The 21,195-nt window shown below is 60.0% G+C and carries 31 protein-coding genes; 29 read left to right on the top strand and 2 right to left on the bottom strand.

Translation table 11 applies throughout. From position 1 onward, the window contains the following. The 25 genes from fusA to rpmD all read left to right on the top strand — a co-directional run bounded on the left by fusA (window position 1) and on the right by rpmD (window position 15,372). Complete coding sequence (gene fusA / locus CFI11_RS02565) at window positions 1–2,118, top strand: elongation factor G (RefSeq protein WP_130402766.1); 2,118 nt, start codon at window positions 1–3, stop codon at window positions 2,116–2,118. Between the two features lie 35 nt (window positions 2,119–2,153). Then, complete coding sequence (locus CFI11_RS02570) at window positions 2,154–2,684, top strand: hypothetical protein (protein WP_130402768.1); 531 nt, start codon at window positions 2,154–2,156, stop codon at window positions 2,682–2,684. A 49-nt stretch (window positions 2,685–2,733) separates the two neighbouring features. Beyond that, entirely contained in the window at window positions 2,734–3,909 is a 1,176-nt protein-coding gene (gene tuf / locus CFI11_RS02575) for an elongation factor Tu (protein ID WP_130402659.1), read from the top strand. A 214-nt stretch (window positions 3,910–4,123) separates the two neighbouring features. Then, a complete protein-coding gene (gene rpsJ, locus CFI11_RS02580) occupies window positions 4,124–4,438 on the top strand; it encodes a 30S ribosomal protein S10 (protein WP_130402770.1) in 315 nt (104 codons plus the stop codon). 18 nt (window positions 4,439–4,456) lie between these two features. Beyond that, on the top strand, window positions 4,457–5,326 hold the full coding sequence (rplC, locus tag CFI11_RS02585; protein WP_130402772.1) for a 50S ribosomal protein L3: 870 nt from the start codon (window positions 4,457–4,459) through the stop codon (window positions 5,324–5,326). Between the two features lies 1 nt (window position 5,327). Then, window positions 5,328–5,945 (top strand): 50S ribosomal protein L4, encoded by a 618-nt coding sequence (gene rplD, locus CFI11_RS02590; RefSeq protein WP_130402774.1) that lies wholly within the window; start codon window positions 5,328–5,330, stop codon window positions 5,943–5,945. Further along, complete coding sequence (locus CFI11_RS02595; RefSeq protein ID WP_130402776.1) at window positions 5,942–6,238, top strand: 50S ribosomal protein L23; 297 nt, start codon at window positions 5,942–5,944, stop codon at window positions 6,236–6,238. The genes rplD and CFI11_RS02595 overlap by 4 nt, the downstream gene beginning before the upstream one ends. 229 nt (window positions 6,239–6,467) lie before the next feature. Then, window positions 6,468–7,031: a hypothetical protein gene (locus tag CFI11_RS02600; protein WP_130402778.1), complete on the top strand. Its 564-nt coding sequence runs from the start codon at window positions 6,468–6,470 to the stop codon at window positions 7,029–7,031. Between the two features lie 180 nt (window positions 7,032–7,211). After that, window positions 7,212–8,054, top strand: coding sequence for a 50S ribosomal protein L2 (rplB, locus tag CFI11_RS02605; protein WP_130402780.1), 843 nt, complete (start codon window positions 7,212–7,214; stop codon window positions 8,052–8,054). Between the two features lie 3 nt (window positions 8,055–8,057). Continuing rightward, the gene (rpsS, locus tag CFI11_RS02610) at window positions 8,058–8,336 is read left to right on the top strand and encodes a 30S ribosomal protein S19 (protein WP_010437056.1); all 279 of its coding nucleotides are present in this window, start codon (window positions 8,058–8,060) and stop codon (window positions 8,334–8,336) included. A 3-nt stretch (window positions 8,337–8,339) separates the two neighbouring features. Beyond that, entirely contained in the window at window positions 8,340–8,720 is a 381-nt protein-coding gene (gene rplV / locus CFI11_RS02615) for a 50S ribosomal protein L22 (protein ID WP_130402782.1), read from the top strand. Beyond that, entirely contained in the window at window positions 8,720–9,427 is a 708-nt protein-coding gene (gene rpsC / locus CFI11_RS02620; RefSeq protein ID WP_130402784.1) for a 30S ribosomal protein S3, read from the top strand. Before rplV ends, rpsC begins: the two co-directional genes overlap by 1 nt. A gap of 12 nt (window positions 9,428–9,439) precedes the next feature. Continuing rightward, window positions 9,440–9,853, top strand: a complete 414-nt coding sequence (gene rplP, locus CFI11_RS02625; protein WP_130402786.1) for a 50S ribosomal protein L16 — start codon at window positions 9,440–9,442, stop codon at window positions 9,851–9,853. A gap of 323 nt (window positions 9,854–10,176) precedes the next feature. Beyond that, complete coding sequence (locus CFI11_RS02630) at window positions 10,177–10,797, top strand: 2OG-Fe(II) oxygenase family protein (protein WP_130402788.1); 621 nt, start codon at window positions 10,177–10,179, stop codon at window positions 10,795–10,797. 153 nt (window positions 10,798–10,950) lie between these two features. After that, the gene (gene rpmC / locus CFI11_RS02635) at window positions 10,951–11,157 is read left to right on the top strand and encodes a 50S ribosomal protein L29 (protein WP_130402790.1); all 207 of its coding nucleotides are present in this window, start codon (window positions 10,951–10,953) and stop codon (window positions 11,155–11,157) included. Between the two features lie 11 nt (window positions 11,158–11,168). Then, window positions 11,169–11,399, top strand: coding sequence for a 30S ribosomal protein S17 (gene rpsQ / locus CFI11_RS02640; RefSeq protein ID WP_005621877.1), 231 nt, complete (start codon window positions 11,169–11,171; stop codon window positions 11,397–11,399). A 156-nt stretch (window positions 11,400–11,555) separates the two neighbouring features. Next, window positions 11,556–11,924, top strand: a complete 369-nt coding sequence (gene rplN, locus CFI11_RS02645; protein WP_008757934.1) for a 50S ribosomal protein L14 — start codon at window positions 11,556–11,558, stop codon at window positions 11,922–11,924. Next, entirely contained in the window at window positions 11,924–12,235 is a 312-nt protein-coding gene (gene rplX / locus CFI11_RS02650) for a 50S ribosomal protein L24 (RefSeq protein ID WP_130402792.1), read from the top strand. The genes rplN and rplX overlap by 1 nt, the downstream gene beginning before the upstream one ends. Continuing rightward, window positions 12,228–12,791, top strand: coding sequence for a 50S ribosomal protein L5 (gene rplE / locus CFI11_RS02655; protein WP_130402794.1), 564 nt, complete (start codon window positions 12,228–12,230; stop codon window positions 12,789–12,791). Before rplX ends, rplE begins: the two co-directional genes overlap by 8 nt. Window positions 12,792–12,809: 18 nt before the next feature. Then, window positions 12,810–13,115, top strand: a complete 306-nt coding sequence (gene rpsN / locus CFI11_RS02660; RefSeq protein WP_130402796.1) for a 30S ribosomal protein S14 — start codon at window positions 12,810–12,812, stop codon at window positions 13,113–13,115. Window positions 13,116–13,128: 13 nt separating this feature from the next. Continuing rightward, entirely contained in the window at window positions 13,129–13,521 is a 393-nt protein-coding gene (gene rpsH, locus CFI11_RS02665; protein WP_130402798.1) for a 30S ribosomal protein S8, read from the top strand. Window positions 13,522–13,531: 10 nt separating this feature from the next. Continuing rightward, a complete protein-coding gene (gene rplF / locus CFI11_RS02670) occupies window positions 13,532–14,065 on the top strand; it encodes a 50S ribosomal protein L6 (RefSeq protein ID WP_130402800.1) in 534 nt (177 codons plus the stop codon). Window positions 14,066–14,076: 11 nt separating this feature from the next. Next, entirely contained in the window at window positions 14,077–14,436 is a 360-nt protein-coding gene (gene rplR, locus CFI11_RS02675; RefSeq protein ID WP_130402802.1) for a 50S ribosomal protein L18, read from the top strand. Between the two features lie 156 nt (window positions 14,437–14,592). Next, window positions 14,593–15,171: a 30S ribosomal protein S5 gene (gene rpsE, locus CFI11_RS02680; protein WP_130402804.1), complete on the top strand. Its 579-nt coding sequence runs from the start codon at window positions 14,593–14,595 to the stop codon at window positions 15,169–15,171. Window positions 15,172–15,183: 12 nt separating this feature from the next. Then, window positions 15,184–15,372 (top strand): 50S ribosomal protein L30, encoded by a 189-nt coding sequence (gene rpmD, locus CFI11_RS02685; protein WP_130402806.1) that lies wholly within the window; start codon window positions 15,184–15,186, stop codon window positions 15,370–15,372. A 233-nt stretch (window positions 15,373–15,605) separates the two neighbouring features. Here rpmD and CFI11_RS02690 read toward each other — a convergent pair whose 3' ends face one another. After that, complete coding sequence (locus CFI11_RS02690; RefSeq protein ID WP_130402808.1) at window positions 15,606–16,766, bottom strand: adenylate/guanylate cyclase domain-containing protein; 1,161 nt, start codon at window positions 16,764–16,766, stop codon at window positions 15,606–15,608. A 136-nt stretch (window positions 16,767–16,902) separates the two neighbouring features. On the opposite strand from CFI11_RS02690, the gene CFI11_RS02695 reads away from it, so the two are divergent. Further along, complete coding sequence (locus tag CFI11_RS02695; protein ID WP_130402810.1) at window positions 16,903–17,556, top strand: 2-hydroxychromene-2-carboxylate isomerase; 654 nt, start codon at window positions 16,903–16,905, stop codon at window positions 17,554–17,556. 6 nt (window positions 17,557–17,562) lie between these two features. On the opposite strand, the gene CFI11_RS02700 is transcribed toward CFI11_RS02695, so the two are convergent. Continuing rightward, window positions 17,563–18,153: a hypothetical protein gene (locus CFI11_RS02700; RefSeq protein ID WP_130402812.1), complete on the bottom strand. Its 591-nt coding sequence runs from the start codon at window positions 18,151–18,153 to the stop codon at window positions 17,563–17,565. A gap of 360 nt (window positions 18,154–18,513) precedes the next feature. Here CFI11_RS02700 and rplO point away from each other — a divergent pair, with 360 nt between their 5' ends. The 3 genes from rplO (at window position 18,514) to CFI11_RS02715 (ending at window position 21,050) form a co-directional block, all read left to right on the top strand. Continuing rightward, a complete protein-coding gene (gene rplO, locus CFI11_RS02705) occupies window positions 18,514–18,987 on the top strand; it encodes a 50S ribosomal protein L15 (protein WP_130402814.1) in 474 nt (157 codons plus the stop codon). Window positions 18,988–19,095: 108 nt separating this feature from the next. Then, window positions 19,096–20,460: a preprotein translocase subunit SecY gene (gene secY, locus CFI11_RS02710; RefSeq protein WP_130402816.1), complete on the top strand. Its 1,365-nt coding sequence runs from the start codon at window positions 19,096–19,098 to the stop codon at window positions 20,458–20,460. Then, a complete protein-coding gene (locus tag CFI11_RS02715) occupies window positions 20,457–21,050 on the top strand; it encodes an adenylate kinase (protein ID WP_130402818.1) in 594 nt (197 codons plus the stop codon). Before secY ends, CFI11_RS02715 begins: the two co-directional genes overlap by 4 nt. Window positions 21,051–21,195: the final 145 nt, after the last annotated feature.

Consider the following 21,195-nt stretch of genomic DNA (forward strand, 5'->3'; position numbering starts at 1 on the left):
ATGGCACGCGACTACCCGCTCGACCGCTATCGCAACTTCGGCATCATGGCTCACATCGATGCCGGCAAAACCACCTGTTCGGAACGGATCCTGTATTACACAGGCAAGTCCCACAACATCGGTGAGGTGCACGACGGTGCGGCCACCATGGACTGGATGGAGCAGGAGCAGGAGCGGGGCATCACGATCACCTCGGCTGCCACCACGACCTTCTGGGAGCGGACCGAGGACGGCAAGACCGCCGACACCGAAAAGCACCGCCTGAACATCATCGACACGCCCGGCCACGTGGACTTCACCATCGAAGTCGAACGTTCGCTGGCCGTGCTTGATGGCGCTGTCTGCGTGCTGGACGCCAATGCGGGTGTCGAGCCCCAGACCGAAACCGTCTGGCGTCAGGCCGATCGCTACAAGGTGCCGCGCATCGTGTTCGTCAACAAGATGGACAAGATCGGTGCCGACTTCTTTAACTGCGTGAACATGATCGAAGACCGCACTGGCGCGCGCGCCGTGCCTGTGGCCATTCCGATCGGCGCGGAGACCGAGCTGGAAGGCCTCGTCGACCTCGTGACCATGCAGGAATGGGTCTACAAGGGCGAAGATCTGGGTGCCACCTGGGAAAAGAACGACATCCGCGACTCGCTGAAAGAGATGTGCGAGGAGTGGCGCAACAAGATGATCGAAGCGGCCGTCGAACAAGACGACGACGCGATGGAAGCTTACCTGGAAGGGGACGAGCCCGACGTGGCGACCCTGCGCAAACTGCTGCGCAAGGGTACGCTCGCGCTTGACTTCGTTCCGGTTCTGGGCGGCTCGGCCTTCAAGAACAAAGGCGTCCAGCCCCTGCTGAACGCTGTGATCGACTATCTGCCCAGCCCGCTGGACGTGGTCGATTACATGGGCTTCAAACCAGGCGACGAAAACGAAGAGCGTAACATAGCCCGCCGCGCGGACGACGATATGCCGTTTGCCGGTCTGGCGTTCAAAATCATGAACGACCCGTTCGTCGGCTCGCTGACCTTCACCCGCATCTACTCGGGCGTCCTGAACAAGGGCGGCTCGATGCTGAACTCGACCAAGGGCAAGAAAGAGCGCGTTGGTCGGATGATGATGATGCACTCGAACAACCGCGAGGAGATCGAGGAAGCGTTCGCGGGCGACATCATCGCGCTGGCCGGTCTGAAAGACACCACAACCGGCGACACGCTCTGCGACGACAAGGATCCGGTGGTTCTCGAAACCATGACCTTCCCCGACCCGGTGATCGAGATCGCGGTGGAGCCCAAGACCAAGAACGACCAGGAGAAGATGTCTCAGGGTCTGCAACGTCTGGCCGCCGAAGACCCGTCTTTCCGCGTCGAAACCGATCTGGAATCCGGTCAGACCATCATGAAAGGCATGGGCGAACTGCACCTCGACATCCTGGTGGATCGTCTCAAGCGCGAATTCAAGGTCGAAGCCAACATCGGTGCGCCGCAGGTGGCCTATCGCGAAACCATCGGTCATGAGGTCGAGCATACCTACACCCACAAGAAACAATCGGGTGGTTCGGGTCAGTTCGCCGAGGTGAAGATGATCATCTCGCCGACAGAAGCGGGTGAAGGCTATTCCTTCGAGAGCCGTATCGTCGGTGGTGCCGTGCCCAAGGAATACATCCCGGGCGTCGAGAAGGGCATCCAGTCGGTGATGGATTCCGGTCCGCTGGCCGGCTTCCCCGTGATCGACTTCAAGGTCGCCTTGATCGACGGTAAATTCCACGACGTGGACTCCAGCGTTCTGGCCTTTGAAATCGCGGCCCGGATGTGCATGCGCGAAGGCATGCGCAAGGCCGGTGCCAAGATGCTCGAACCGATCATGAAGGTCGAGGTGATCACGCCTGAAGATTATACCGGCGGGATTATCGGCGATCTGACGTCCCGGCGCGGTCAGGTGACCGGTCAGGAACCGCGCGGAAACGCGATCGCGATTAATGCGTTCGTTCCGCTGGCCAACATGTTCGGCTACATCAATACGCTGCGCTCCATGTCCTCGGGCCGCGCGCAGTTCACGATGCAGTTCGATCACTACGACCCGGTCCCGCAGAACATCTCTGACGAGATCCAGGCGAAATACGCATAAGCCTGACGACGTTCGACCAAGAAAGAAAAAGAAGAATGAAGACAACGAAAAGAGCGTTCCTGTTTGGCGCAGCCGCTTTGGTTCTCGCTGGGTGCGCTGGGGTCTCTCCGACCGCGTCGGTCATTGATGCCCCCATCCGTGATACTCTGCGTGTTACGGATGCAAGCGTGGATGTCAGCGCCATGGGGCCGACAACCGCGGGCCGCCAGATCGCCACACCCAGCGTCAAAGCGGCGCTGGAACGGGATCTGAACGCGACATTGGTCGGGCAAGGTCAGGGCACGCGCAACGTCCGTGCGGTCGTTGCGATGCAAAGCGTGAACATCATCACCGCCGGTCAGTCCATTCTGATCGGCGGGGAAAGCGTCATGAAGGGCACCCTGTCGCTGGTGGACGCGCGCACCGGTGCCGTCATTCTTGAGCCGACCGAGATCACATCGGGCGGCGGCGGTTGGGCTGCTGGCGGGCTTGTTGCTGTTGCGACGAGGGAAGATTCCGCAACCGAACTGAACCAGATGTCCCTGGAATTCGCGCGGCGTGCGCGGGTTCTCGTTTTTGGAAACTGACACGGAATAGCCTGCCTGAGGGGCAGGCGGCATGAATAAGGAGGCCATTATGGCGAAGGAAAAGTTTGAGCGTAATAAGCCGCACGTTAACATTGGCACGATTGGTCACGTTGACCATGGGAAGACGACGCTGACGGCGGCGATTACGAAGTATTTCGGCGACTTCAAGGCGTATGACCAGATTGACGGCGCGCCCGAGGAGAAGGCGCGCGGGATCACGATCTCGACGGCGCATGTTGAGTACGAGACCGAGAACCGCCACTACGCCCATGTCGACTGCCCCGGCCACGCCGACTACGTCAAGAACATGATCACCGGTGCGGCTCAGATGGACGGCGCGATCCTGGTGGTGAACGCCGCGGACGGCCCGATGCCGCAAACGCGCGAGCATATCCTGCTGGGCCGCCAGGTTGGCATCCCGAAGATGGTCGTGTTCATGAACAAGGTCGACCAGGTCGACGACGAAGAGCTGCTGGAGCTTGTCGAGATGGAAATCCGCGAGCTTCTGGAAAGCTACGAGTACCCGGGCGACGACATTCCGATCGTGGCCGGTTCGGCTCTGGCGGCGATGGAAGGCAACAATCCCGAGATCGGTGAAGAGAAAATTAAGGAATTGATGGCAGCTGTTGATGAGTACATCGACACGCCCGAGCGTGCTGTGGACCAGCCGTTCCTGATGCCGATCGAGGACGTGTTCTCGATTTCCGGCCGCGGTACGGTTGTGACCGGCCGGGTGGAGCGCGGCGTGATCAATGTGGGCGACGAGATCGAGATCGTGGGCATCCGCGACACCTCGAAGACGACCTGCACGGGTGTCGAGATGTTCCGCAAGCTGCTGGACCGCGGCGAAGCGGGCGACAACATCGGTGCGCTGCTGCGCGGTGTGGACCGTGACGGTGTCGAGCGGGGCCAGGTGCTCTGCAAGCCGGGCTCGGTGACGCCGCACACGAAGTTCGAGGCGGAGGCCTACATCCTGACCAAGGAAGAGGGTGGCCGTCACACGCCGTTCTTTGCGAATTACCGCCCGCAGTTTTACTTCCGCACGACGGATGTGACGGGCACAGTGACGCTGGCGGAAGGCACGGAGATGGTGATGCCGGGCGACAACGTGTCGTTCACGGTTGACCTGATCGCGCCGATCGCGATGGAGAACGGGTTGCGCTTCGCGATCCGCGAAGGCGGCCGCACCGTCGGCGCAGGCGTCGTGTCGAAGATCATCGAGTGAGACCGCAACGCGGTGTCAGCTCTGGCTGCCAGCGGCACTCGGTCTGAAAGACCGACGAGAGCACAGCGGCCACACCAAAATTACCTGGGCGCCTAACGCCCAGTCAAATCCACCTCAGGGCGGGAGCCTCTCCCGCCCTTCGGGTTCGACGAGGGCCGGCGGAATGAGCCTCCGGTCGTCCTATCAACTCCAAGAGCCTTGAAAGGCGACAACAATGCAAAGCCAAAACATCCGTATTCGGCTGAAGGCGTTTGACTACCGTGTGCTGGACGCCAGCACGCAGGAGATCGTCAACACCGCCAAGCGGACCGGCGCCAATGTGCGCGGGCCGATCCCACTGCCGAACAAGATCGAGAAGTTCACGGTTCTCCGTGGCCCTCACATCGACAAGAAATCCCGTGACCAGTTCGAGATCCGCACGCACAAGCGCCTGCTGGACATCGTCGATCCGACCCCCCAGACCGTGGACGCGCTGATGAAGCTCGACCTCGCCGCTGGCGTGGATGTCGAGATCAAGCTGCAATCTTAATCCGGGGGGAACATCATCATGTTGCGCTCTGGCGTTATTGCAAAGAAGGTCGGGATGACCCGGCTGTTTATGGAAGATGGCAAGCAGGTCCCGGTGACCGTTCTGCAGCTTGAAAAGCTGCAGGTCGTGGCCCAGCGGACCGCGGACAAGGACGGCTACACCGCCGTTCAGCTTGGTGCGGGCAGCGTCAAGGCCAAGCGGACGAGCCAGGCCATGCGCGGCCATTTCGCCGCCGCCAAGGTCGAGCCCAAGCGGAAGGTGGCGGAGTTCCGTGTGGACCCGGACAACCTGATCAATGTGGGCGAGGAAATCATCGCCGACCATTACTTCGAAGGCCAGTTCGTGGACGTCACGGGCACCTCGATCGGTAAGGGTTTTGCCGGTGCCATGAAGCGGCACAATTTCGGCGGTCTGCGCGCCTCGCACGGCGTGTCGATCTCGCACCGCTCGCATGGTTCGACCGGTCAGTGTCAGGATCCCGGCAAGGTCTTCAAAGGTAAGAAGATGGCCGGTCACATGGGGGCTGCACGGGTGACCACGCAGAACCTGCAGGTCGTCAAGACCGATACCGACCGTGGCCTGATCATGATCAAGGGGGCTGTGCCCGGCTCCAAAGGTGGCTGGGTGACGGTCAAGGACGCGGTTAAGAAACCGTTCCCCGAGAACGCGATCCTGCCCGCCGCTCTGAAATCCGCAGCCGATGAAGCGGCGAAAGCGGCTGAAGAGGCCGCTGCTGCAGCCGCCGCCGAGGCCGAGGCCGAAGCACAGCGCCTGGCCGAAGAGCAGGCCGCTGCAGAAGCCGAAGCCCTGAAAGCGGCCGAAGCCGAAATCGCTGCCGACAAGGCCGATGAGGCCGGCGAGGCACCCGAGAAGAAGGAAGGCGAGTGATATGAAACTCGATGTGATCAAACTCGACGGCGGCAAGGCCGGCGATATCGAGCTCGACGCCGATCTCTTCGGTCTCGAGCCCCGCGCCGACATCCTGCACCGCGTCGTCCGCTGGCAGCGCAACAACGCGCAGGCCGGCACCCACAAGGTCAAGACCCGGTCGGAAACCTCGTATTCCACCAAGAAGATCTACCGCCAGAAGGGCACCGGCGGCGCACGCCACGGGGACCGCAACGCGCCGATCTTCCGCAAGGGTGGTATCTACAAGGGCCCGACGCCGCGTTCGCACGGCCACGACCTGCCCAAGAAGTTCCGCAAGCTGGGCCTGCGCCACGCGCTGTCGGCCAAGGCCAAAGCGGGCGAGTTGGTTGTGATTGACGCGGCCGAAGCTGAGGGCAAGACCGCCGCTCTGGCCAAGCAGGTCAAGAACCTGGGCTGGAAACGCGCGCTCGTCATCGACGGGGCCGAGGTCAACGAAGGGTTCCTGAAGGCATCCCGCAACATCGAAGGTCTGGATATCCTGCCGACGATGGGCGCAAACGTTTATGACATCCTCAAGCGTGACACGCTGGTGCTCACCAAGGCGGGTGTCGAAGCACTGGAGGCTCGCTTGAAATGAGTGCCAAGGCAGAACATTACGACGTGATCCGCAAGCCGATCATCACCGAAAAGGCCACGATGGCGTCCGAGAACGGCGCGATTGTGTTCGAAGTGGCGATGGACAGCAACAAGCCCCAGATCAAAGAGGCCGTCGAGGCGCTCTTTGGTGTGAAGGTCAAGGCGGTCAACACCACGATCACCAAGGGCAAGGCGAAACGCTTCCGCGGCCAGCTGGGCAAGCGGAAGGATGTCAAGAAAGCCTACGTGACGCTCGAAGAAGGCAACACGATCGACGTGACCACAGGTCTTTGATTGGTCGGCGGGGTGAAACCCCGCCCTACAGATTTGAACCCCGGCTGCGCGAGTGGCCGGGGTTTTGCTTTTCAGGGAATAATCTGATGATAGCGCTTGTCATCTACACGGGCCAAGACACAAGCTGACTATCACTCGGCCCTGGCATCAGGATAAGATCACGGCGGAATTGGAACGGCCTTCGCGAGAAGCATTTCAATCTAAGGTTGTATAGATAGGGTTTAACAAAGTGATCCGACTTCTTGTTTTAGTTGCTCTGGGCTTTCTGAGCGCCGCACCAGCCTCATCGCAGATCAGAAATCACGAGGCTCCTGGAAATCTAGAGCCGACCAAGAAGATAGAATGTGTCTCTGTCAATCATGTTGCAAATGACGTAACCCCTGCAGACTTGTTGCTGGCTGCGCGGTCATGTGTTCAAAAGCAAGACTACGATAAGGCGCTTCGTCTTTTCTTGCTCATGCAGCTGCGCGCCTACTACGATACAACGCGTGTGGCGGATCGCACCGCACATCAAGCTCAGTTTGCATTGTCGCTGATGTTCTCCGATGGGCTAACAACCCGAACGAGAGGCAGGTTTGAAAAGGCTTTCAAGAGGTTTGGCGATAGCGGTTCGCCTGCTCACATTGAGTTTTGCCGAAGCGTCACCAAGGGCGGTCCGCCAAGCTATTTCCCGAGCTATATGATACAACACGGTATGAAGGCATTCACTTCGCCAAGGTCTGATGGCTTGGTGCGGGGCCATAACCCTCGACTCGCCTGGCAGAAAACGCTCCGCAACTACATGAAGTGTTGACCGCAATCCGATGCTGGCCTACATGACCCCATCCGCAACAGCCCCGGATTCGTCCGGGGCTTTGCCGTTGTTCGCAAGAACAAACCGAACCGGGGACCTTCGGGGCCCTACACCTTGGCCCGTATGGGCCCAAACAGAGCCGGGCCAACACCCGGCATTGCTAAACGGAAGACAGAAAGCATGGCACTCAAGTCGTACAAGCCGACGACGCCGGGCCAGCGCGGGCTGGTGCTGATCGACCGTTCGGAGCTTTGGAAAGGACGCCCCGTCAAGAGCCTCACAGAGGGTCTGACGAAATCGGGCGGCCGGAACAACACCGGACGGATTACCTCGCGACGTCGCGGGGGTGGCGCAAAACGCCTCTACCGGATCGTTGACTTCAAACGGAACAAATTCGACGTGGCGGCCACCGTCGAGCGGATCGAATACGACCCGAACCGGACCGCCTTCATCGCGCTCGTCAAATACGACGATGGCGAGCAAGCCTATATTCTCGCACCCCAGCGTCTGGCTGTGGGCGACAAGGTCGTCTCCAGCCAGAAGGCCGACATCAAGCCCGGCAATGCGATGCCGTTTTCGGGCATGCCCATCGGCACGATCGTCCACAATATCGAGATGAAGCCCGGCAAGGGCGGCCAGATCGCACGCGCCGCAGGCACCTATGCCCAGTTCGTCGGTCGTGACGGTGGCTATGCCCAGATCCGCCTGTCTTCGGGCGAGCTGCGGATGGTGCGTCAGGAATGCATGGCCACTGTCGGTGCCGTGTCCAACCCCGACAATTCCAACCAGAATTTCGGTAAAGCGGGCCGCATGCGCCACAAGGGCATCCGCCCGTCGGTGCGGGGTGTCGTCATGAACCCGGTCGACCACCCCCACGGCGGTGGTGAAGGCCGGACCTCGGGCGGTCGCCACCCGGTCACGCCATGGGGCAAGCCCACCAAAGGCGCCCGGACCCGGAACAAGAACAAAGCGTCCAGCAAGCTGATCATCCGCTCGCGGCACGCCAAGAAGAAGGGGCGTTAAGATATGTCTCGCTCTGTTTGGAAAGGCCCTTTTGTTGACGCCTACGTTCTCAAAAAGGCAGAAGCGGCGCGTGAAAGCGGCCGCAACGAAGTGATCAAGATCTGGTCGCGCCGCTCGACGATCCTGCCCCAGTTCGTGGGCCTGACCTTCGGCGTCTACAACGGTCACAAGCATATCCCCGTCAACGTCTCGGAAGACATGATCGGTCAGAAGTTCGGCGAATACAGCCCGACGCGCACCTATTATGGCCATGCCGCGGATAAAAAAGCGAAACGGAAGTAAGTCATGGGCAAGGATAAAAACCCCCGCCGCGTGGCCGAAAACGAAGCGATGGCGAAGACCCGTATGCTTCGGACCAGCCCGCAGAAACTGAACCTGGTGGCCGCGATGATCCGGGGCAAGAAGGTGGACAAGGCCCTCACGGACCTGACCTTCTCCAACAAGCGGATCGCGGCAGACGTGAAGAAATGCCTTCAGTCCGCCATCGCCAATGCCGAGAACAACCACAACCTCGATGTCGACGAACTCGTCGTGGCCGAGGCCTATGTGGGCAAGAACCTGACGATGAAGCGCGGCCGTCCGCGTGCCCGTGGCCGCTTTGGCCGCATCATCAAGCCGTTCTCGGAACTCACCATCAAGGTGCGTCAAGTTGAGGAGCAAGCCTAATGGGTCAGAAAGTCAATCCGATCGGCATGCGCCTCCAGGTCAACCGCACCTGGGACAGCCGCTGGTACGCCGACACCAAGGATTACGGTGATCTTCTGCTCGAAGACATCAAGATCCGCGATTTCATCAAGGAAGAGTGCAAGCAGGCCGGTGTGGCCCGCGTGATCATCGAACGCCCGCACAAGAAGTGCCGCGTGACGATCCACACGGCCCGCCCGGGTGTCATCATCGGCAAGAAAGGCGCGGACATCGAAGTGCTCCGCAAGAAGCTGGCCAAGATGACCGACAGCGAGCTGCACCTCAACATCGTCGAGGTGCGCAAGCCGGAACTGGACGCGGCTCTGGTCGGTGAAAGTATTGCGCAGCAGCTTGAACGCCGTGTGTCCTTCCGCCGCGCGATGAAGCGGGCCGTACAAAACGCCATGCGCATGGGCGCCCTGGGAATCCGGGTGAACGTCGCGGGCCGTCTGGGCGGGGCCGAGATTGCACGGACCGAATGGTACCGCGAAGGCCGCGTGCCGCTGCACACCCTGCGGGCGGACATCGACTACGCACATGCCGAGGCGTCCACGCCTTACGGCATCATCGGGATCAAGGTCTGGATCTTCAAAGGCGAGATCATGGAGCACGACCCGCAGGCGCGTGATCGCAAGGCACAGGAACTCCAGGACGGTCCGGCCCCCCGCGGCGCCGGTGGCCGCCGCTAAGGAGGAAAAGAGATGCTTCAACCAAAGCGTACGAAATTCCGCAAGATGCACAAAGGGCGGATCAAGGGCGAGGCCAAGGGCGGCTCTGATCTGAACTTCGGCACTTACGGTCTGAAAGCGTTGCAGCCCGAGCGGGTCACGGCACGCCAGATCGAAGCCGCGCGCCGGGCGATGACACGTCACATGAAACGTCAGGGCCGGGTCTGGATCCGGATCTTCCCCGACACGCCCGTGACGTCGAAACCGACCGAAGTGCGGATGGGTAAGGGTAAAGGCTCCGTCGATTATTGGGCGGCCAAGGTCAAACCCGGTCGCGTGATGTTCGAGATCGACGGTGTGGCCGAAGACATCGCCCGCGAGGCCCTGCGCCTGGCGGCGATGAAACTGCCGATCAAAACCCGCGTGGTGGTGCGCGAAGACTGGTAAATCTTCGCGCGGTGCGGTGGAGCGGGTTTTCATCGAAAACCTGCGGGCCGCACACTGTCGAACACCAGGCCCCCGTCTCAAAGAGCCGGGGGCTTGTCATTTTTCATAGTATTTGAATGTTGATGCGCAGAGATCTCGAGCCTCTTTCGCCGGGGCTTTTATCACCTGGCTCAAAGCGCCGCCCCTTTCCACCTTCCCGCCCGGAGCGGAGTGATCGGGTGTTGAAGGTGCTCAAACTGCTACCGGGTGACGGCCCGCCATTTCTCTTCGCGAAATTGCTACACCGCACTGTCGTCATACTCCGGAACGGAGTATGACGCGGCATGGCTCAGATATCCTCTCTCTTCGTCACCCGTCTCTATCGCGCGCAGCTCTCCGAACATGGGCCGGATATCGACGCGCGAGAGTTGGAAGCCTCCTGCTACACCATCGCCGAGGATGATGAGGCAGGCCAGGCCTGGTGCGAGGAGAATGGCTATCCCGGCTACACGTCCTATGCCTCGCTCACCGATCTGAGTTGGCGCTTCCCGATCTTCGCTGATCTAACCAAGGTTCTCGACGCCCATGTCGCCGTCTTTGCGCGGGACCTCGCCTTCGATCTCGACGGCAAGGACCTGACGCTTGAGGATCTCTGGATCAACATCCTGCCCGAGGGTGGCATGCACACCTCCCACATCCACCCGCATTCGGTGATCAGCGGAACGACTTACGTGGCGATGCCCAAGGGCGCGAGCGCGATCAAGTTCGAAGATCCGAGGTCCGCCATGATGATGGCCGCTCCCACCCGCACCAAGGACGCCCCCCGCGAGATGCGCAGCTTCATCTACGAAGCGCCCGAGGTGGGCGATGTCCTGCTTTGGGAAAGCTGGCTGCGCCACGAAGTGCCAATGAATATGGCCGAGGACGAACGGATCAGCGTGAGTTTCAACTATGGCTGGAGCTGATCGAAACGCCATATGTTCTAAGTGACTGCGATGAGGCACAAAGGGGTTGCTTTCTCCGGGCGACAGACGTAAACGACCCCCTCATCATGACCTCCACTGGAATCAGGGTGACGCCTTTGGCGGCCTACCAGTGATGTTGAAAGGAAAAAGGCGATGAACGCCAACGAACTGCGTGACAAGACGCCGGACCAGCTGCGCGAGGAGCTGGCCAATCTCAAGAAGGAAAGCTTCAACCTGCGCTTCCAGCAGGCCACCGGCCAGCTGGAAAACACCGCGGCGATCCGCAACGCGCGGCGCAATGCGGCACGGGTGAAGACGATCCTCAACCAGAAAGCGGCCGATGCCGCCGGCGACGCGTAAGGAGAGACCGGATGCCCAAACGTATTCTGCAAGGCGTCGTGACCTCTGACGCAAATGCCCAGACCGTGACCGTGTCGGTGGAGCGTCGCTTCACGCACCCGGTTCTGAAAAAGACCATTCGTAAGTCCAAGAAATATCGGGCTCACGATGAGAAGAACGCTTTCAAGGTCGGCGACTCCGTTCGCATCATCGAATGCGCACCGAAGTCGAAAACGAAACGCTGGGAGGTGCTGGAAGCCTGACCGGTCGCTCATCCAGCCCTTGCGGTCTGTCTTCGCGTCTGATGCGAGGACGCCCATAAGGGCGGAGGAGCAGCCCCGTCAGTCGGACATCACGTTCCGGTTTAGTCGAAACCCTGGGGGACAGCCGAAAGGCCCCCATAGGTCGGGAGAAACCAAATGATCCAGATGCAGACCAATCTGGATGTCGCTGACAATTCCGGTGCTCGCCGGGTGCAGTGCATCAAGGTTCTGGGTGGGTCCAAGCGGAAATACGCGTCGGTGGGTGACATCATCGTCGTATCCGTGAAGGAAGCCATCCCGCGCGGTCGCGTGAAGAAAGGGGACGTCCGCAAGGCCGTCGTCGTGCGCACCGCCAAGGAAGTCCGCCGTGAGGACGGCACCGCGATCCGCTTTGATCGCAACGCTGCCGTCATCCTAAACAACAACAACGAGCCCGTCGGCACCCGTATCTTCGGGCCCGTCGTTCGTGAGTTGCGCGGCAAGAACTTCATGAAAATCATTTCGCTCGCTCCGGAGGTGCTCTGATGGCCGCGAAACTCCGCAAGGGCGACAAGGTCGTCGTAGTGGCCGGCAAAGACAAGGGCAAGGAAGGCACCATTGCCTCCGTCGACCCGCAGGCCGGCAAAGCCGTTGTCGATGGCATCAACATGGCCATTCGCCACACTCGTCAATCCCAGAACAGTCAGGGCGGTCGCCTTCCCAGGGCGATGCCAATCCAGCTTTCCAATCTGGCGCTGCTCGACGCCAACGGCAAGGCCACCCGCGTCGGCTTCCGCACCGAAGACGGCAAGAAGGTCCGCTTCGCCAAGACAACGGGAGACGTGATCGATGCTTGATGCAGCCACTTACACACCCCGTCTGAAGGCTCAGTACGCCGAAACCATCCGCGCCGCTCTCAAAGAAGAGTTTGGTTATAAGAACGAGATGATGATCCCCAAGCTGGACAAGATCGTTCTGAACATCGGATGCGGCGCCGAGGCTGTGAAGGACAGCAAGAAGGCCAAATCGGCGGTTGAGGATCTGACCGCGATTGCCGGTCAGAAGGCCGTGACCACCAAGGCCAAGAAATCCATCGCGGGTTTCCGCGTCCGCGAAGACATGCCGCTGGGCGCCAAGGTGACCCTGCGCGGTGACCGGATGTACGAATTCCTCGATCGTCTGATCACGATTGCCATGCCCCGCATCCGCGACTTCCGCGGTGTTTCGGGCAAAAGCTTCGATGGCCGCGGCAACTACGCCATGGGCATGAAAGAACATATCGTGTTCCCCGAGATCGACTTCGACAAGGTCGACGAGACTTGGGGTCTGGACATCATCATCGCCACCACGGCGAAAACCGACGCTGAAGCCAAGGCATTGTTGAAAGCGTTCAACATGCCTTTCAACAGCTGAGCGCGGGGAGAGAGAAGTATGGCGAAGAAATCCATGATCGCACGCGAGAAGAAGCGTCAGCGCCTGGTCGAGAAATACGCGGCCAAACGTGCTGAGCTCAAAGAGATCGCGAATGATGAAAGCCGCCCGATGGAAGAGCGTTTCAAGGCGCGTCTTAAACTGGCGAAGCTGCCGCGCAACAGCTCGGCCACGCGCCTGCACAATCGGTGCCAACTGACCGGTCGTCCGCATGCTTACTACCGTAAGCTCAAGGTCAGCCGGATCGCGCTGCGGGAACTGGGCTCGAACGGCCAGATCCCCGGCATGGTGAAATCGAGCTGGTAAGGGAGAATTTGAGATGAATGATCCTATCGGCGATATGCTTACCCGGATCCGCAACGCTCAGCTGCGTGGCAAATCGACGGTTCTGACCCCCGGCTCCAAGCTGCGGGGATGGGTCCTGGATGTGCTGGCTGACGAAGGCTATATCCGTGGGTACGAAAAGATGACCGATGACCGGGGACACCCGGCTATCGAGATCAGCCTGAAATACTACGAAGGCGAACCCGTCATTCGCGAGCTCAAGCGGGTCTCCAAACCCGGCCGCCGCGTCTACATGGGCGTCAAGGACATCCCTTCGGTCCGTCAGGGCCTGGGCGTGTCGATTGTCTCCACGCCGAAAGGTGTGATGTCGGATGCAAGCGCGCGCAGCCAGAATGTCGGCGGCGAAGTGCTCTGCACCGTATTCTAAGGAGGGTCCGATGTCTCGTATTGGCAAACAACCGGTCGAGCTGCCCAGCGGCGTCACCGCCTCTGTGTCGGGCCAGACCATCGAAGTGAAAGGGCCCAAGGGCACCCGTAGCTTCACCGCCACGGATGACGTGACGCTCACTGTGGAAGACAATGTCGTCAAGATCGACCCGCGTGGGAAATCCAAGCGCGCGCGTCAGCAATGGGGCATGTCCCGCACCATGGTTGCCAATCTGGTGACCGGCGTGACGACCGGCTTCAAGAAAGAACTGGAGATCCAGGGTGTGGGTTACCGGGCGCAGATGCAGGGCAACACCCTGAAGCTGAACCTCGGCCTCAGCCACGATGTGGATTACACCGCTCCGCACGGCGTGACCATCACGGCACCCAAACAGACCGAGATCGTCGTCGAAGGTATCGACGAACAGCTCGTCGGTCAGGTCGCCGCGAATATCCGCGAATGGCGCAAGCCCGAGCCCTACAAGGGCAAAGGCATCCGCTACAAGGGCGAGTTCATCTTCCGTAAGGAAGGCAAGAAGAAGTAAGGACCAGACAGATGGCAAACAGCAAACGGACATTGTTCCTCAAGCGCCGCCTGCGCGTCCGGAACAAACTTCGCAAGGTCAATGCAGGGCGGCCCCGGCTGTCCGTGCACCGCTCCAACAAGAATATCAGCGTCCAGTTGATCGACGATGTGAACGGCGTCACACTGGCGTCCGCCTCCTCGCTCGAAAAGGATCTGGGCGTTGTGGGCAAGAACAACATCGAAGCCGCGACCAAGGTGGGTTCTGCGATTGCAGAGCGCGCCAAGAAAGCTGGCGTCGAAGAGGCCTATTTCGACCGGGGCGGTTTTCTTTTCCATGGCAAGGTGAAGGCTCTGGCCGACGCTGCCCGGGAAGGTGGCCTGAAGATCTGAAGGTGGGATGACCCCCGCCTCGCCTCATCAAAGGCCGGGCGGGGTTTCGACCCATCTGTCACGTGCAGGCGGCACGCTCCGCCTCGATGATCGGGGGGCTTCAGCCCACTGCGATTGACTCAAACTGGCGTAAGCCACCCAATAAAGGATGTTCTGATGGCAGAACGTGAAAACCGCCGGGGCAACCGTCGCGACCGCGACGAAGCGCCGGAATTTGCAGATCGCCTTGTCGCGATCAACCGTGTGTCCAAAACCGTCAAAGGTGGTAAGCGCTTTGGCTTTGCCGCCCTCGTGGTGGTGGGCGACCAAAAAGGCCGTGTCGGCTTTGGCAAAGGCAAGGCCAAAGAGGTGCCAGAGGCGATCCGCAAGGCCACCGAACAGGCCAAGCGTCAGATGATCCGCGTGCAATTGCGCGAAGGCCGCACGTTGCACCACGATATGGAAGGTCGCCATGGCGCCGGCAAAGTCGTGATGCGCACCGCGCCGGAAGGAACCGGGATCATCGCCGGTGGTCCGATGCGGGCCGTGTTCGAGATGCTGGGCGTAAAGGACGTGGTCTCCAAGTCCATCGGCTCGCAGAACCCTTATAACATGATCCGCGCCACCATCGACGGTCTGAAAAAAGAGCAGTCGCCGCGTGCGGTTGCCCAGCGTCGCGGCAAGAAAGTTGCGGATATCCTGCCCAAGCGGGACGAGGCGCCGGCACAGGCCCCGGCCGAAACAGCAGACGCGTAAGGAGGCGGCGAAATGGCTAAAACCATCGTGGTAAAACAGATCGGCTCCCCGATCCGTCGCCCTGCCGATCAACGCGCAACGCTGATCGGGTTGGGCTTGAACAAGATGCACAAGACCCGGGAGCTGGAGGACACACCTTCGGTCCGCGGTATGATCCGCAAGATCCCGCATCTTGTCGAGATCGTGGAAGAGCGCGGGTAAATTCCCGGCATATTTTTCCGCACCTGTTAAAAAGAAAAGCCCCGGATTTATCCGGGGCTTTTCTTTCTTGGTGGATATCGTCTTTCTGAATTCAAGGGTGCCGGCATCGGCTTGGCCGGGAAATTCAGCGGCAACCGTTGCTCTGAGGCGCTTCTCACTCGCCGTTAAGGGCAAAATTTGACATGATCCGGCTTAGACAGACCCATGCAGACCCTCTGCTGAGCTAAGGGCACTCAGATGGCAAAAACGGCTTGCGGCGCGGAGACACCTTTCAGATGCTCGGTCGCGATATACCTGGCGGGCTGGCTCAGCGTGCGGGCCACCCTCTCGGTAAACACCAGCGGTTCACCGAATTTAGAGCAAAGATGTTCCAGTCGCGCCGCGATATTCACGGCCTGGCCCATGACCGTGAAGTCTATCCGCTTCGCTGATCCGACATTTCCATAAAGCACGTCGCCGTAATGTATCGCGATCCCGAACGTCGTCTCCAAGGGCTCGTGGCTTTCCCGCGCCTTGCGCAGGGCAGCATCTGCCGCGCGCAGAGCCCGGCTGCAGGCCGCCTCAGCCGCATCCGGGCTGGACGACGGAAAGATCGCAAGCACGCCGTCCCCAAGCAGCTTCAGAATTTCTCCGCCCTCCGTTTCGACAGCCTCCGCCACGATGTCGAAGTAGCGATTGACCAGCGACACCATCGCATCTGGGGTCAGGTCGGCGCTGATTTTCGTCCAATCGCGCAGATCGCTGACAAAGATGGCCGCCTCCATCTTGTCGATCTGACCGCGTGTGATCTGGCCCGACAGCACCCTTTGACCGGTGCGGGGACCCAGATAGGCATCGGCAATGGCATGGGTGAGGTGCTGCAATCGAAAGATCTCGATGATCGGCGCCAGGGCCGAAGCGACCTTGCCCAGTTTTACCAGATCTCTATCCGAAAAACCGTCTGGAAGGTCCGTGGTCGCAATCATAATGCCGGATCCGCCATCGCTGTAGCGCAGAGGCAGTCCCAGATAGTCGGTAAATCCGGCGGATTTCAGTTCGTGCAGGACAACATGATCGGATGCAGCCAGCACGCCGTTCAGGCGTTTGCGAAATGGCAGTTGGGTCACCGCGATCATTTCCATCGGGCTTCCGATATAGGCGGGCCGGCTTTCCAGGCCATGCGGGGCCTCGGCATAGCCGGTAATGCCTTTGCCGCGCTCCCAAACGACACTCAGGGCTGAAACGAGGGGATGCACAGTCCGCAGGGCCAGCCGGAGCCGGGCCACCGGGGCGCCGGCTGACAAAAGCGCCGCGCCCAAGCCATCCAGGACCGAGGTGATATCCCCCAAAAGACGGCCTTCCTCCAGCAACCAGGAAATCGCGGTGCCGGAACGCCAGTCGGATCGGATCGTCAAGATGTGCGCCTCCGGGCAAGTTCGGATGGCACACAGATAAACCGATCATCGCGCGCGCAAAGTCCAAGGGCAGGGGTCACATGTCCCGCTGACAGGATGCGTGCATTTCCCTGCAAGCGTTCGTAAGGTCCGTGACATGGCTCAGATTGACTATATTTATTCGGCCCATTCCGCCTACGCTTATCTTGGGGCGTTGCGGCTTTACGAGATCTGCAAGGCGCATGACGTGGTGCTCAGGCACAAGCCAGTTCTCTTGTCGCCTGTTGTGGAGGCCGCCGGAGGTCTGCCGTTCGCGCAGCGCAGCCAGGCCCATGTTGATTACTTTTTTGGCCGCGAGATCGAGCGTTGGGCCGAATGGCGCGACCTTCCGGTGATTTCCTGTCGTCCAACGTTCCACGACAATCCCCTTGAATTGCCAAATGGTGTGATCATAACCGCGCAGGAGGCGGGCCTGGACGCGGATGCGGTGTCCTTCGCGATCCTGCAGGCCCATTGGCGTGACGATGCGGATATCGCGGACCACCAGACCCTGCATGCGCTGATGGAGGGGCTAGGTTTGGATGCGGATGCTTTGCTTGAAGTGGCGCTGTCGCCGGATGTGCAGGAGATCCACCGCCGCAATACCGAAGAGGCGATGGAGGTTCCGGTCTTCGGATCTCCGACATATGTTCTGGATGACGATCCCTTTTACGGCCAGGACAGGCTGGACATGCTGGAACGCGCGCTGAGCAAACCGTTCGCAGCCTCGAATTGGTCAAACCCGCCGGTGGATATCAAGGCCGGATCTTAGGATTAACTAGATTGCGACATAGGCAGGCCGCGCCATCCGCGCGCGACCCAGCATCATGGCGGCAACAATCGCGCCATTCAGGACAAGCAGGTACATCGGATAGGCCATCAGTACGAGATCGACCTGTCCGACCGACAGAATAGCAAAACCGGCTGCAACGAAAGAGCAGAACCAGGTCACCATCGTTTCCGATCTGGGATCACGATAGGCTTTTCGGATCGTAACCAATCCGCCGAGAAGGGAAATCGTGATTGTGATGGCCAAAGCATAGGCCGCTGTGTCTGTCATCATCCACAGCAACAGACCGCAGGCCGCCGCGGCAAGAACATAGCGGTCTCCCCGTTTAAGGAAGGGGCCGGCGCCGTGGAGAACCGCAAGAAACAGGATCAGGATCGTACCGCCGACCTGAATTGTCGCAAACCAGAGGGAGGTCGAGGCACCCTCAAAAATCTGCGAGCCCAATGCGATGCTGCCGAGAACCGACCAGATCAACCAGGATGCACGCTGCGGCTGCGTGCGACCCCGCAGTGTATCAGAGGCATAGGGAACAAAAGCGCAGAGGCTGAGGAGGGCGGACGTGATACCAAAAAGACGCAAAGCGTCTGCACTCTGAAAAAGGAAACTTAACAAAATCTTCTCTCGAAACGCCGCAAAGGGCGCCGGTCCTAAAATACGTCTACGAAACTATGTGTCATGCTGAGCGCTTTAACATGTTAAGTCATGCACCAAATGCCCGAAAACGTCAGTCCGGAATTCCATACCTGGAAACCAAGGGAAAGCACGACTGTCCGTTCTGCCGCGACGCGCGCTGATGATATTCGGCGCATCGTCCTTGATCGTCGGGAATGCTGGGTCTATACGCCTCCGGTGGCCCTTTTGGGGCTGCAGAATCAAAATGAGAAAAGCCGTGGTTGGCCCAATCGCTTCGGGGGCCATATCCGGCAAAGGAGAAGCGATATGAAACTGCACGAACTCAGCGATAATCCTGGCGCAACGAAGAAACGCAAGCGCGTTGGCCGTGGTCCGGGATCTGGCATGGGCAAGACCGCCGGTCGTGGTATCAAAGGTCAGAAATCCCGGTCGGGTGTTGCGATCAACGGGTATGAAGGCGGCCAGATGCCGCTCTACCAGCGTCTGCCAAAGCGTGGCTTCAACAAGCCCAACCGCAAGGCTTTCGCGGTGATCAACCTGGGCCTGATCCAGAAATTCGTGGATGCGGGCAAGCTTGATGGCGGCCAGGCCATCACCGAAGACGCCCTGATCGAATCCGGTCTGGTGCGTCGCAAGCGCGACGGCATCCGCGTGCTTGCCAAAGGCGACGTGACGTCGGCGCTGAACATCGAAGTGACAGGTGCTTCGAAGTCTGCCGTTGCGGCAGTCGAAAAGGCAGGCGGTTCACTGAAAGTCACGAACACGACGGCGGCAGCCTAATTGCTTGTGAGCGGCGAGCCTGCCGCTTACATAGTGTCATGTTTTCCAAGGTGCCGCCCGACCGGAGAACGGTCCGGGCGGCACATGCGTTACAAGAGAGACCTCTGAATGGTATCTGCAGCAGAACAAATGGCGGCGAACACCAGCTGGTCCGCGCTGGGCAAAGCCACCGACCTGCGCAACCGCATCCTGTTCACCATCGGCCTTCTGATCGTGTATCGGTTGGGCACGTTCATCCCGGTTCCCGGCATCGACGGCATTGCGCTCCAGCAATTCATGGAGCAGGCCGGTGCGGGGATTGGCGGCATGGTGTCGATGTTTACCGGCGGCGCGCTGGGACGGATGGGCATCTTTGCGCTGGGCATCATGCCCTATATCTCGGCGTCCATTATCGTTCAGCTCTTGACCGCGATGGTGCCCAAGCTCGAACAACTCAAGAAAGAGGGCGAGCAGGGGCGCAAGAAGATCAACCAATATACCCGCTACGGCACCGTCGCTCTGGCCACCGTTCAGGCTTACGGCCTTGCGGTCTCGCTCGAAGCCGGGGATCTGGCGACCGATCCGGGTATGTTCTTCCGCGTGTCAACGATGATCACCCTTGTCGGGGGCACCATGTTCCTGATGTGGCTGGGTGAACAGATCACCGCGCGTGGCGTCGGAAACGGTATCTCGCTGATCATTTTCGTCGGCATCATCGCCGAAGTCCCCGCAGCCATGGCCCAGTTCTTCGCGTCGGGCCGGTCGGGCGCGATCAGCCCTGCGCTGATTGTCGGCATCATCTTGATGGTGGTCGCAACGCTCACCTTCGTGGTCTTCATGGAGCGCGCTTTGCGCAAGATCCACATCCAGTATCCGCGCCGCCAAGTGGGGATGAAGGTTTACGACGGCGGCTCCAGCCACCTGCCGGTCAAGGTCAACCCGTCGGGCGTGATCCCCGCGATCTTCGCATCGTCCCTGCTTTTGTTGCCAGTGTCGGTGTCGACGTTCTCCGGAACCACGAATACCGGGCCGATCATGTCGACGCTTCTGGCCTATTTCGGGCCCGGTCAGCCGCTTTATCTGCTGTTCTTTACAGTGATGATCGTCTTCTTCGCCTACTTCTATACCTTCAACGTGTCGTTCAAGACCGATGACGTGGCCGATAACCTGAAGAACCAGAACGGCTTTATTCCAGGTGTAAGGCCGGGCAAGAAGACCTCTGAATATCTTGAATACGTGGTCAACCGCGTGTTGGTCCTGGGCTCCGGCTACCTCGCTTTGGTCTGTCTGCTGCCCGAGATCCTGAGGGCGCAGTTTGCCTTTCCCTTCTTCTTCGGCGGCACCTCGGTGCTGATCGTCGTGACCGTGACGATGGACACGATCCAGCAGGTGCAAAGCCACCTTTTGGCCCATCAATACGAAGGGCTGATTGAAAAATCGCAGCTTCGCGGTAAAACGAAGCGCAAGGGCAAACGGAATCCGGTACGTCGATGAACATCATCCTGTTGGGACCGCCAGGCGCGGGCAAGGGCACCCAGGCCCGTCATCTGGTGGAAACCCGTGGGATGGTGCAGCTCAGCACCGGGGATATGTTGCGTGCGGCTAAGGAAAGCGGGACCGAAATGGGCAGGATCGTGGCGGATGTCATGGCGCGCGGTGCTCTTGTGACCGATGAGATCGTCATCGGCCTGATCCGCGAACAGCTTGAGACAGTCAAAGCCAACGGCTTTATCTTCGACGGCTTCCCGCGCACCCTGGCACAGGCCGATGCTTTGAACGATCTGCTGGCTGAATGCGGCGAGACACTGGATGCCGTGATCGAACTTGAGGTCAATGACGACGTTCTCGTCACCCGCATCGTCGGTCGCGCCGAAGAGGCCCGCGCCGCAGGCCAGCCCGTGCGCGCCGATGACAATGAGGAAAGCCTCAAGATCCGGCTGATGGAATACTACAAGAAAACGTCCCCGCTGATCGGCTATTATCACGCGCGCGGCGATCTTGCCCGGGTCGATGGCCTGGCCGATATCCAGGCTGTGCAGGGCGCGATCGCGCGGGTTCTTGACCGCGAGCCGATTGTGGCTTGACGCTTTCTTAAAAAGCCCATACGCACCACCATCTCGAAAGAGAATCATTTCTGTGCGCACGGGATTCGTGTGCGCGATCACCTCAACAAGATGCGGCCCTCTGGCGACACTGCCACGGCTCGCGTTGTGAAAAAAGGGCCTGGGA

Origin of the sequence: Thalassococcus sp. S3 (assembly GCF_004216475.1) — a bacterium.
GTDB lineage: Bacteria > Pseudomonadota > Alphaproteobacteria > Rhodobacterales > Rhodobacteraceae.

Coding starts and splice junctions, on each gene's coding strand:
- fusA (WP_130402766.1), top strand. CDS start 1: ATGGCACGCGACTACCCGCTCGACCGCTATCGCAACTTCGGCATCATG.
- CFI11_RS02570 (WP_130402768.1), top strand. CDS start 2,154: ATGAAGACAACGAAAAGAGCGTTCCTGTTTGGCGCAGCCGCTTTGGTT.
- tuf (WP_130402659.1), top strand. CDS start 2,734: ATGGCGAAGGAAAAGTTTGAGCGTAATAAGCCGCACGTTAACATTGGC.
- rpsJ (WP_130402770.1), top strand. CDS start 4,124: ATGCAAAGCCAAAACATCCGTATTCGGCTGAAGGCGTTTGACTACCGT.
- rplC (WP_130402772.1), top strand. CDS start 4,457: ATGTTGCGCTCTGGCGTTATTGCAAAGAAGGTCGGGATGACCCGGCTG.
- rplD (WP_130402774.1), top strand. CDS start 5,328: ATGAAACTCGATGTGATCAAACTCGACGGCGGCAAGGCCGGCGATATC.
- CFI11_RS02595 (WP_130402776.1), top strand. CDS start 5,942: ATGAGTGCCAAGGCAGAACATTACGACGTGATCCGCAAGCCGATCATC.
- rplB (WP_130402780.1), top strand. CDS start 7,212: ATGGCACTCAAGTCGTACAAGCCGACGACGCCGGGCCAGCGCGGGCTG.
- rpsS (WP_010437056.1), top strand. CDS start 8,058: ATGTCTCGCTCTGTTTGGAAAGGCCCTTTTGTTGACGCCTACGTTCTC.
- rplV (WP_130402782.1), top strand. CDS start 8,340: ATGGGCAAGGATAAAAACCCCCGCCGCGTGGCCGAAAACGAAGCGATG.
- rpsC (WP_130402784.1), top strand. CDS start 8,720: ATGGGTCAGAAAGTCAATCCGATCGGCATGCGCCTCCAGGTCAACCGC.
- rplP (WP_130402786.1), top strand. CDS start 9,440: ATGCTTCAACCAAAGCGTACGAAATTCCGCAAGATGCACAAAGGGCGG.
- CFI11_RS02630 (WP_130402788.1), top strand. CDS start 10,177: ATGGCTCAGATATCCTCTCTCTTCGTCACCCGTCTCTATCGCGCGCAG.
- rpmC (WP_130402790.1), top strand. CDS start 10,951: ATGAACGCCAACGAACTGCGTGACAAGACGCCGGACCAGCTGCGCGAG.
- rpsQ (WP_005621877.1), top strand. CDS start 11,169: ATGCCCAAACGTATTCTGCAAGGCGTCGTGACCTCTGACGCAAATGCC.
- rplN (WP_008757934.1), top strand. CDS start 11,556: ATGATCCAGATGCAGACCAATCTGGATGTCGCTGACAATTCCGGTGCT.
- rplX (WP_130402792.1), top strand. CDS start 11,924: ATGGCCGCGAAACTCCGCAAGGGCGACAAGGTCGTCGTAGTGGCCGGC.
- rplE (WP_130402794.1), top strand. CDS start 12,228: ATGCTTGATGCAGCCACTTACACACCCCGTCTGAAGGCTCAGTACGCC.
- rpsN (WP_130402796.1), top strand. CDS start 12,810: ATGGCGAAGAAATCCATGATCGCACGCGAGAAGAAGCGTCAGCGCCTG.
- rpsH (WP_130402798.1), top strand. CDS start 13,129: ATGAATGATCCTATCGGCGATATGCTTACCCGGATCCGCAACGCTCAG.
- rplF (WP_130402800.1), top strand. CDS start 13,532: ATGTCTCGTATTGGCAAACAACCGGTCGAGCTGCCCAGCGGCGTCACC.
- rplR (WP_130402802.1), top strand. CDS start 14,077: ATGGCAAACAGCAAACGGACATTGTTCCTCAAGCGCCGCCTGCGCGTC.
- rpsE (WP_130402804.1), top strand. CDS start 14,593: ATGGCAGAACGTGAAAACCGCCGGGGCAACCGTCGCGACCGCGACGAA.
- rpmD (WP_130402806.1), top strand. CDS start 15,184: ATGGCTAAAACCATCGTGGTAAAACAGATCGGCTCCCCGATCCGTCGC.
- CFI11_RS02695 (WP_130402810.1), top strand. CDS start 16,903: ATGGCTCAGATTGACTATATTTATTCGGCCCATTCCGCCTACGCTTAT.
- rplO (WP_130402814.1), top strand. CDS start 18,514: ATGAAACTGCACGAACTCAGCGATAATCCTGGCGCAACGAAGAAACGC.
- secY (WP_130402816.1), top strand. CDS start 19,096: ATGGTATCTGCAGCAGAACAAATGGCGGCGAACACCAGCTGGTCCGCG.
- CFI11_RS02715 (WP_130402818.1), top strand. CDS start 20,457: ATGAACATCATCCTGTTGGGACCGCCAGGCGCGGGCAAGGGCACCCAG.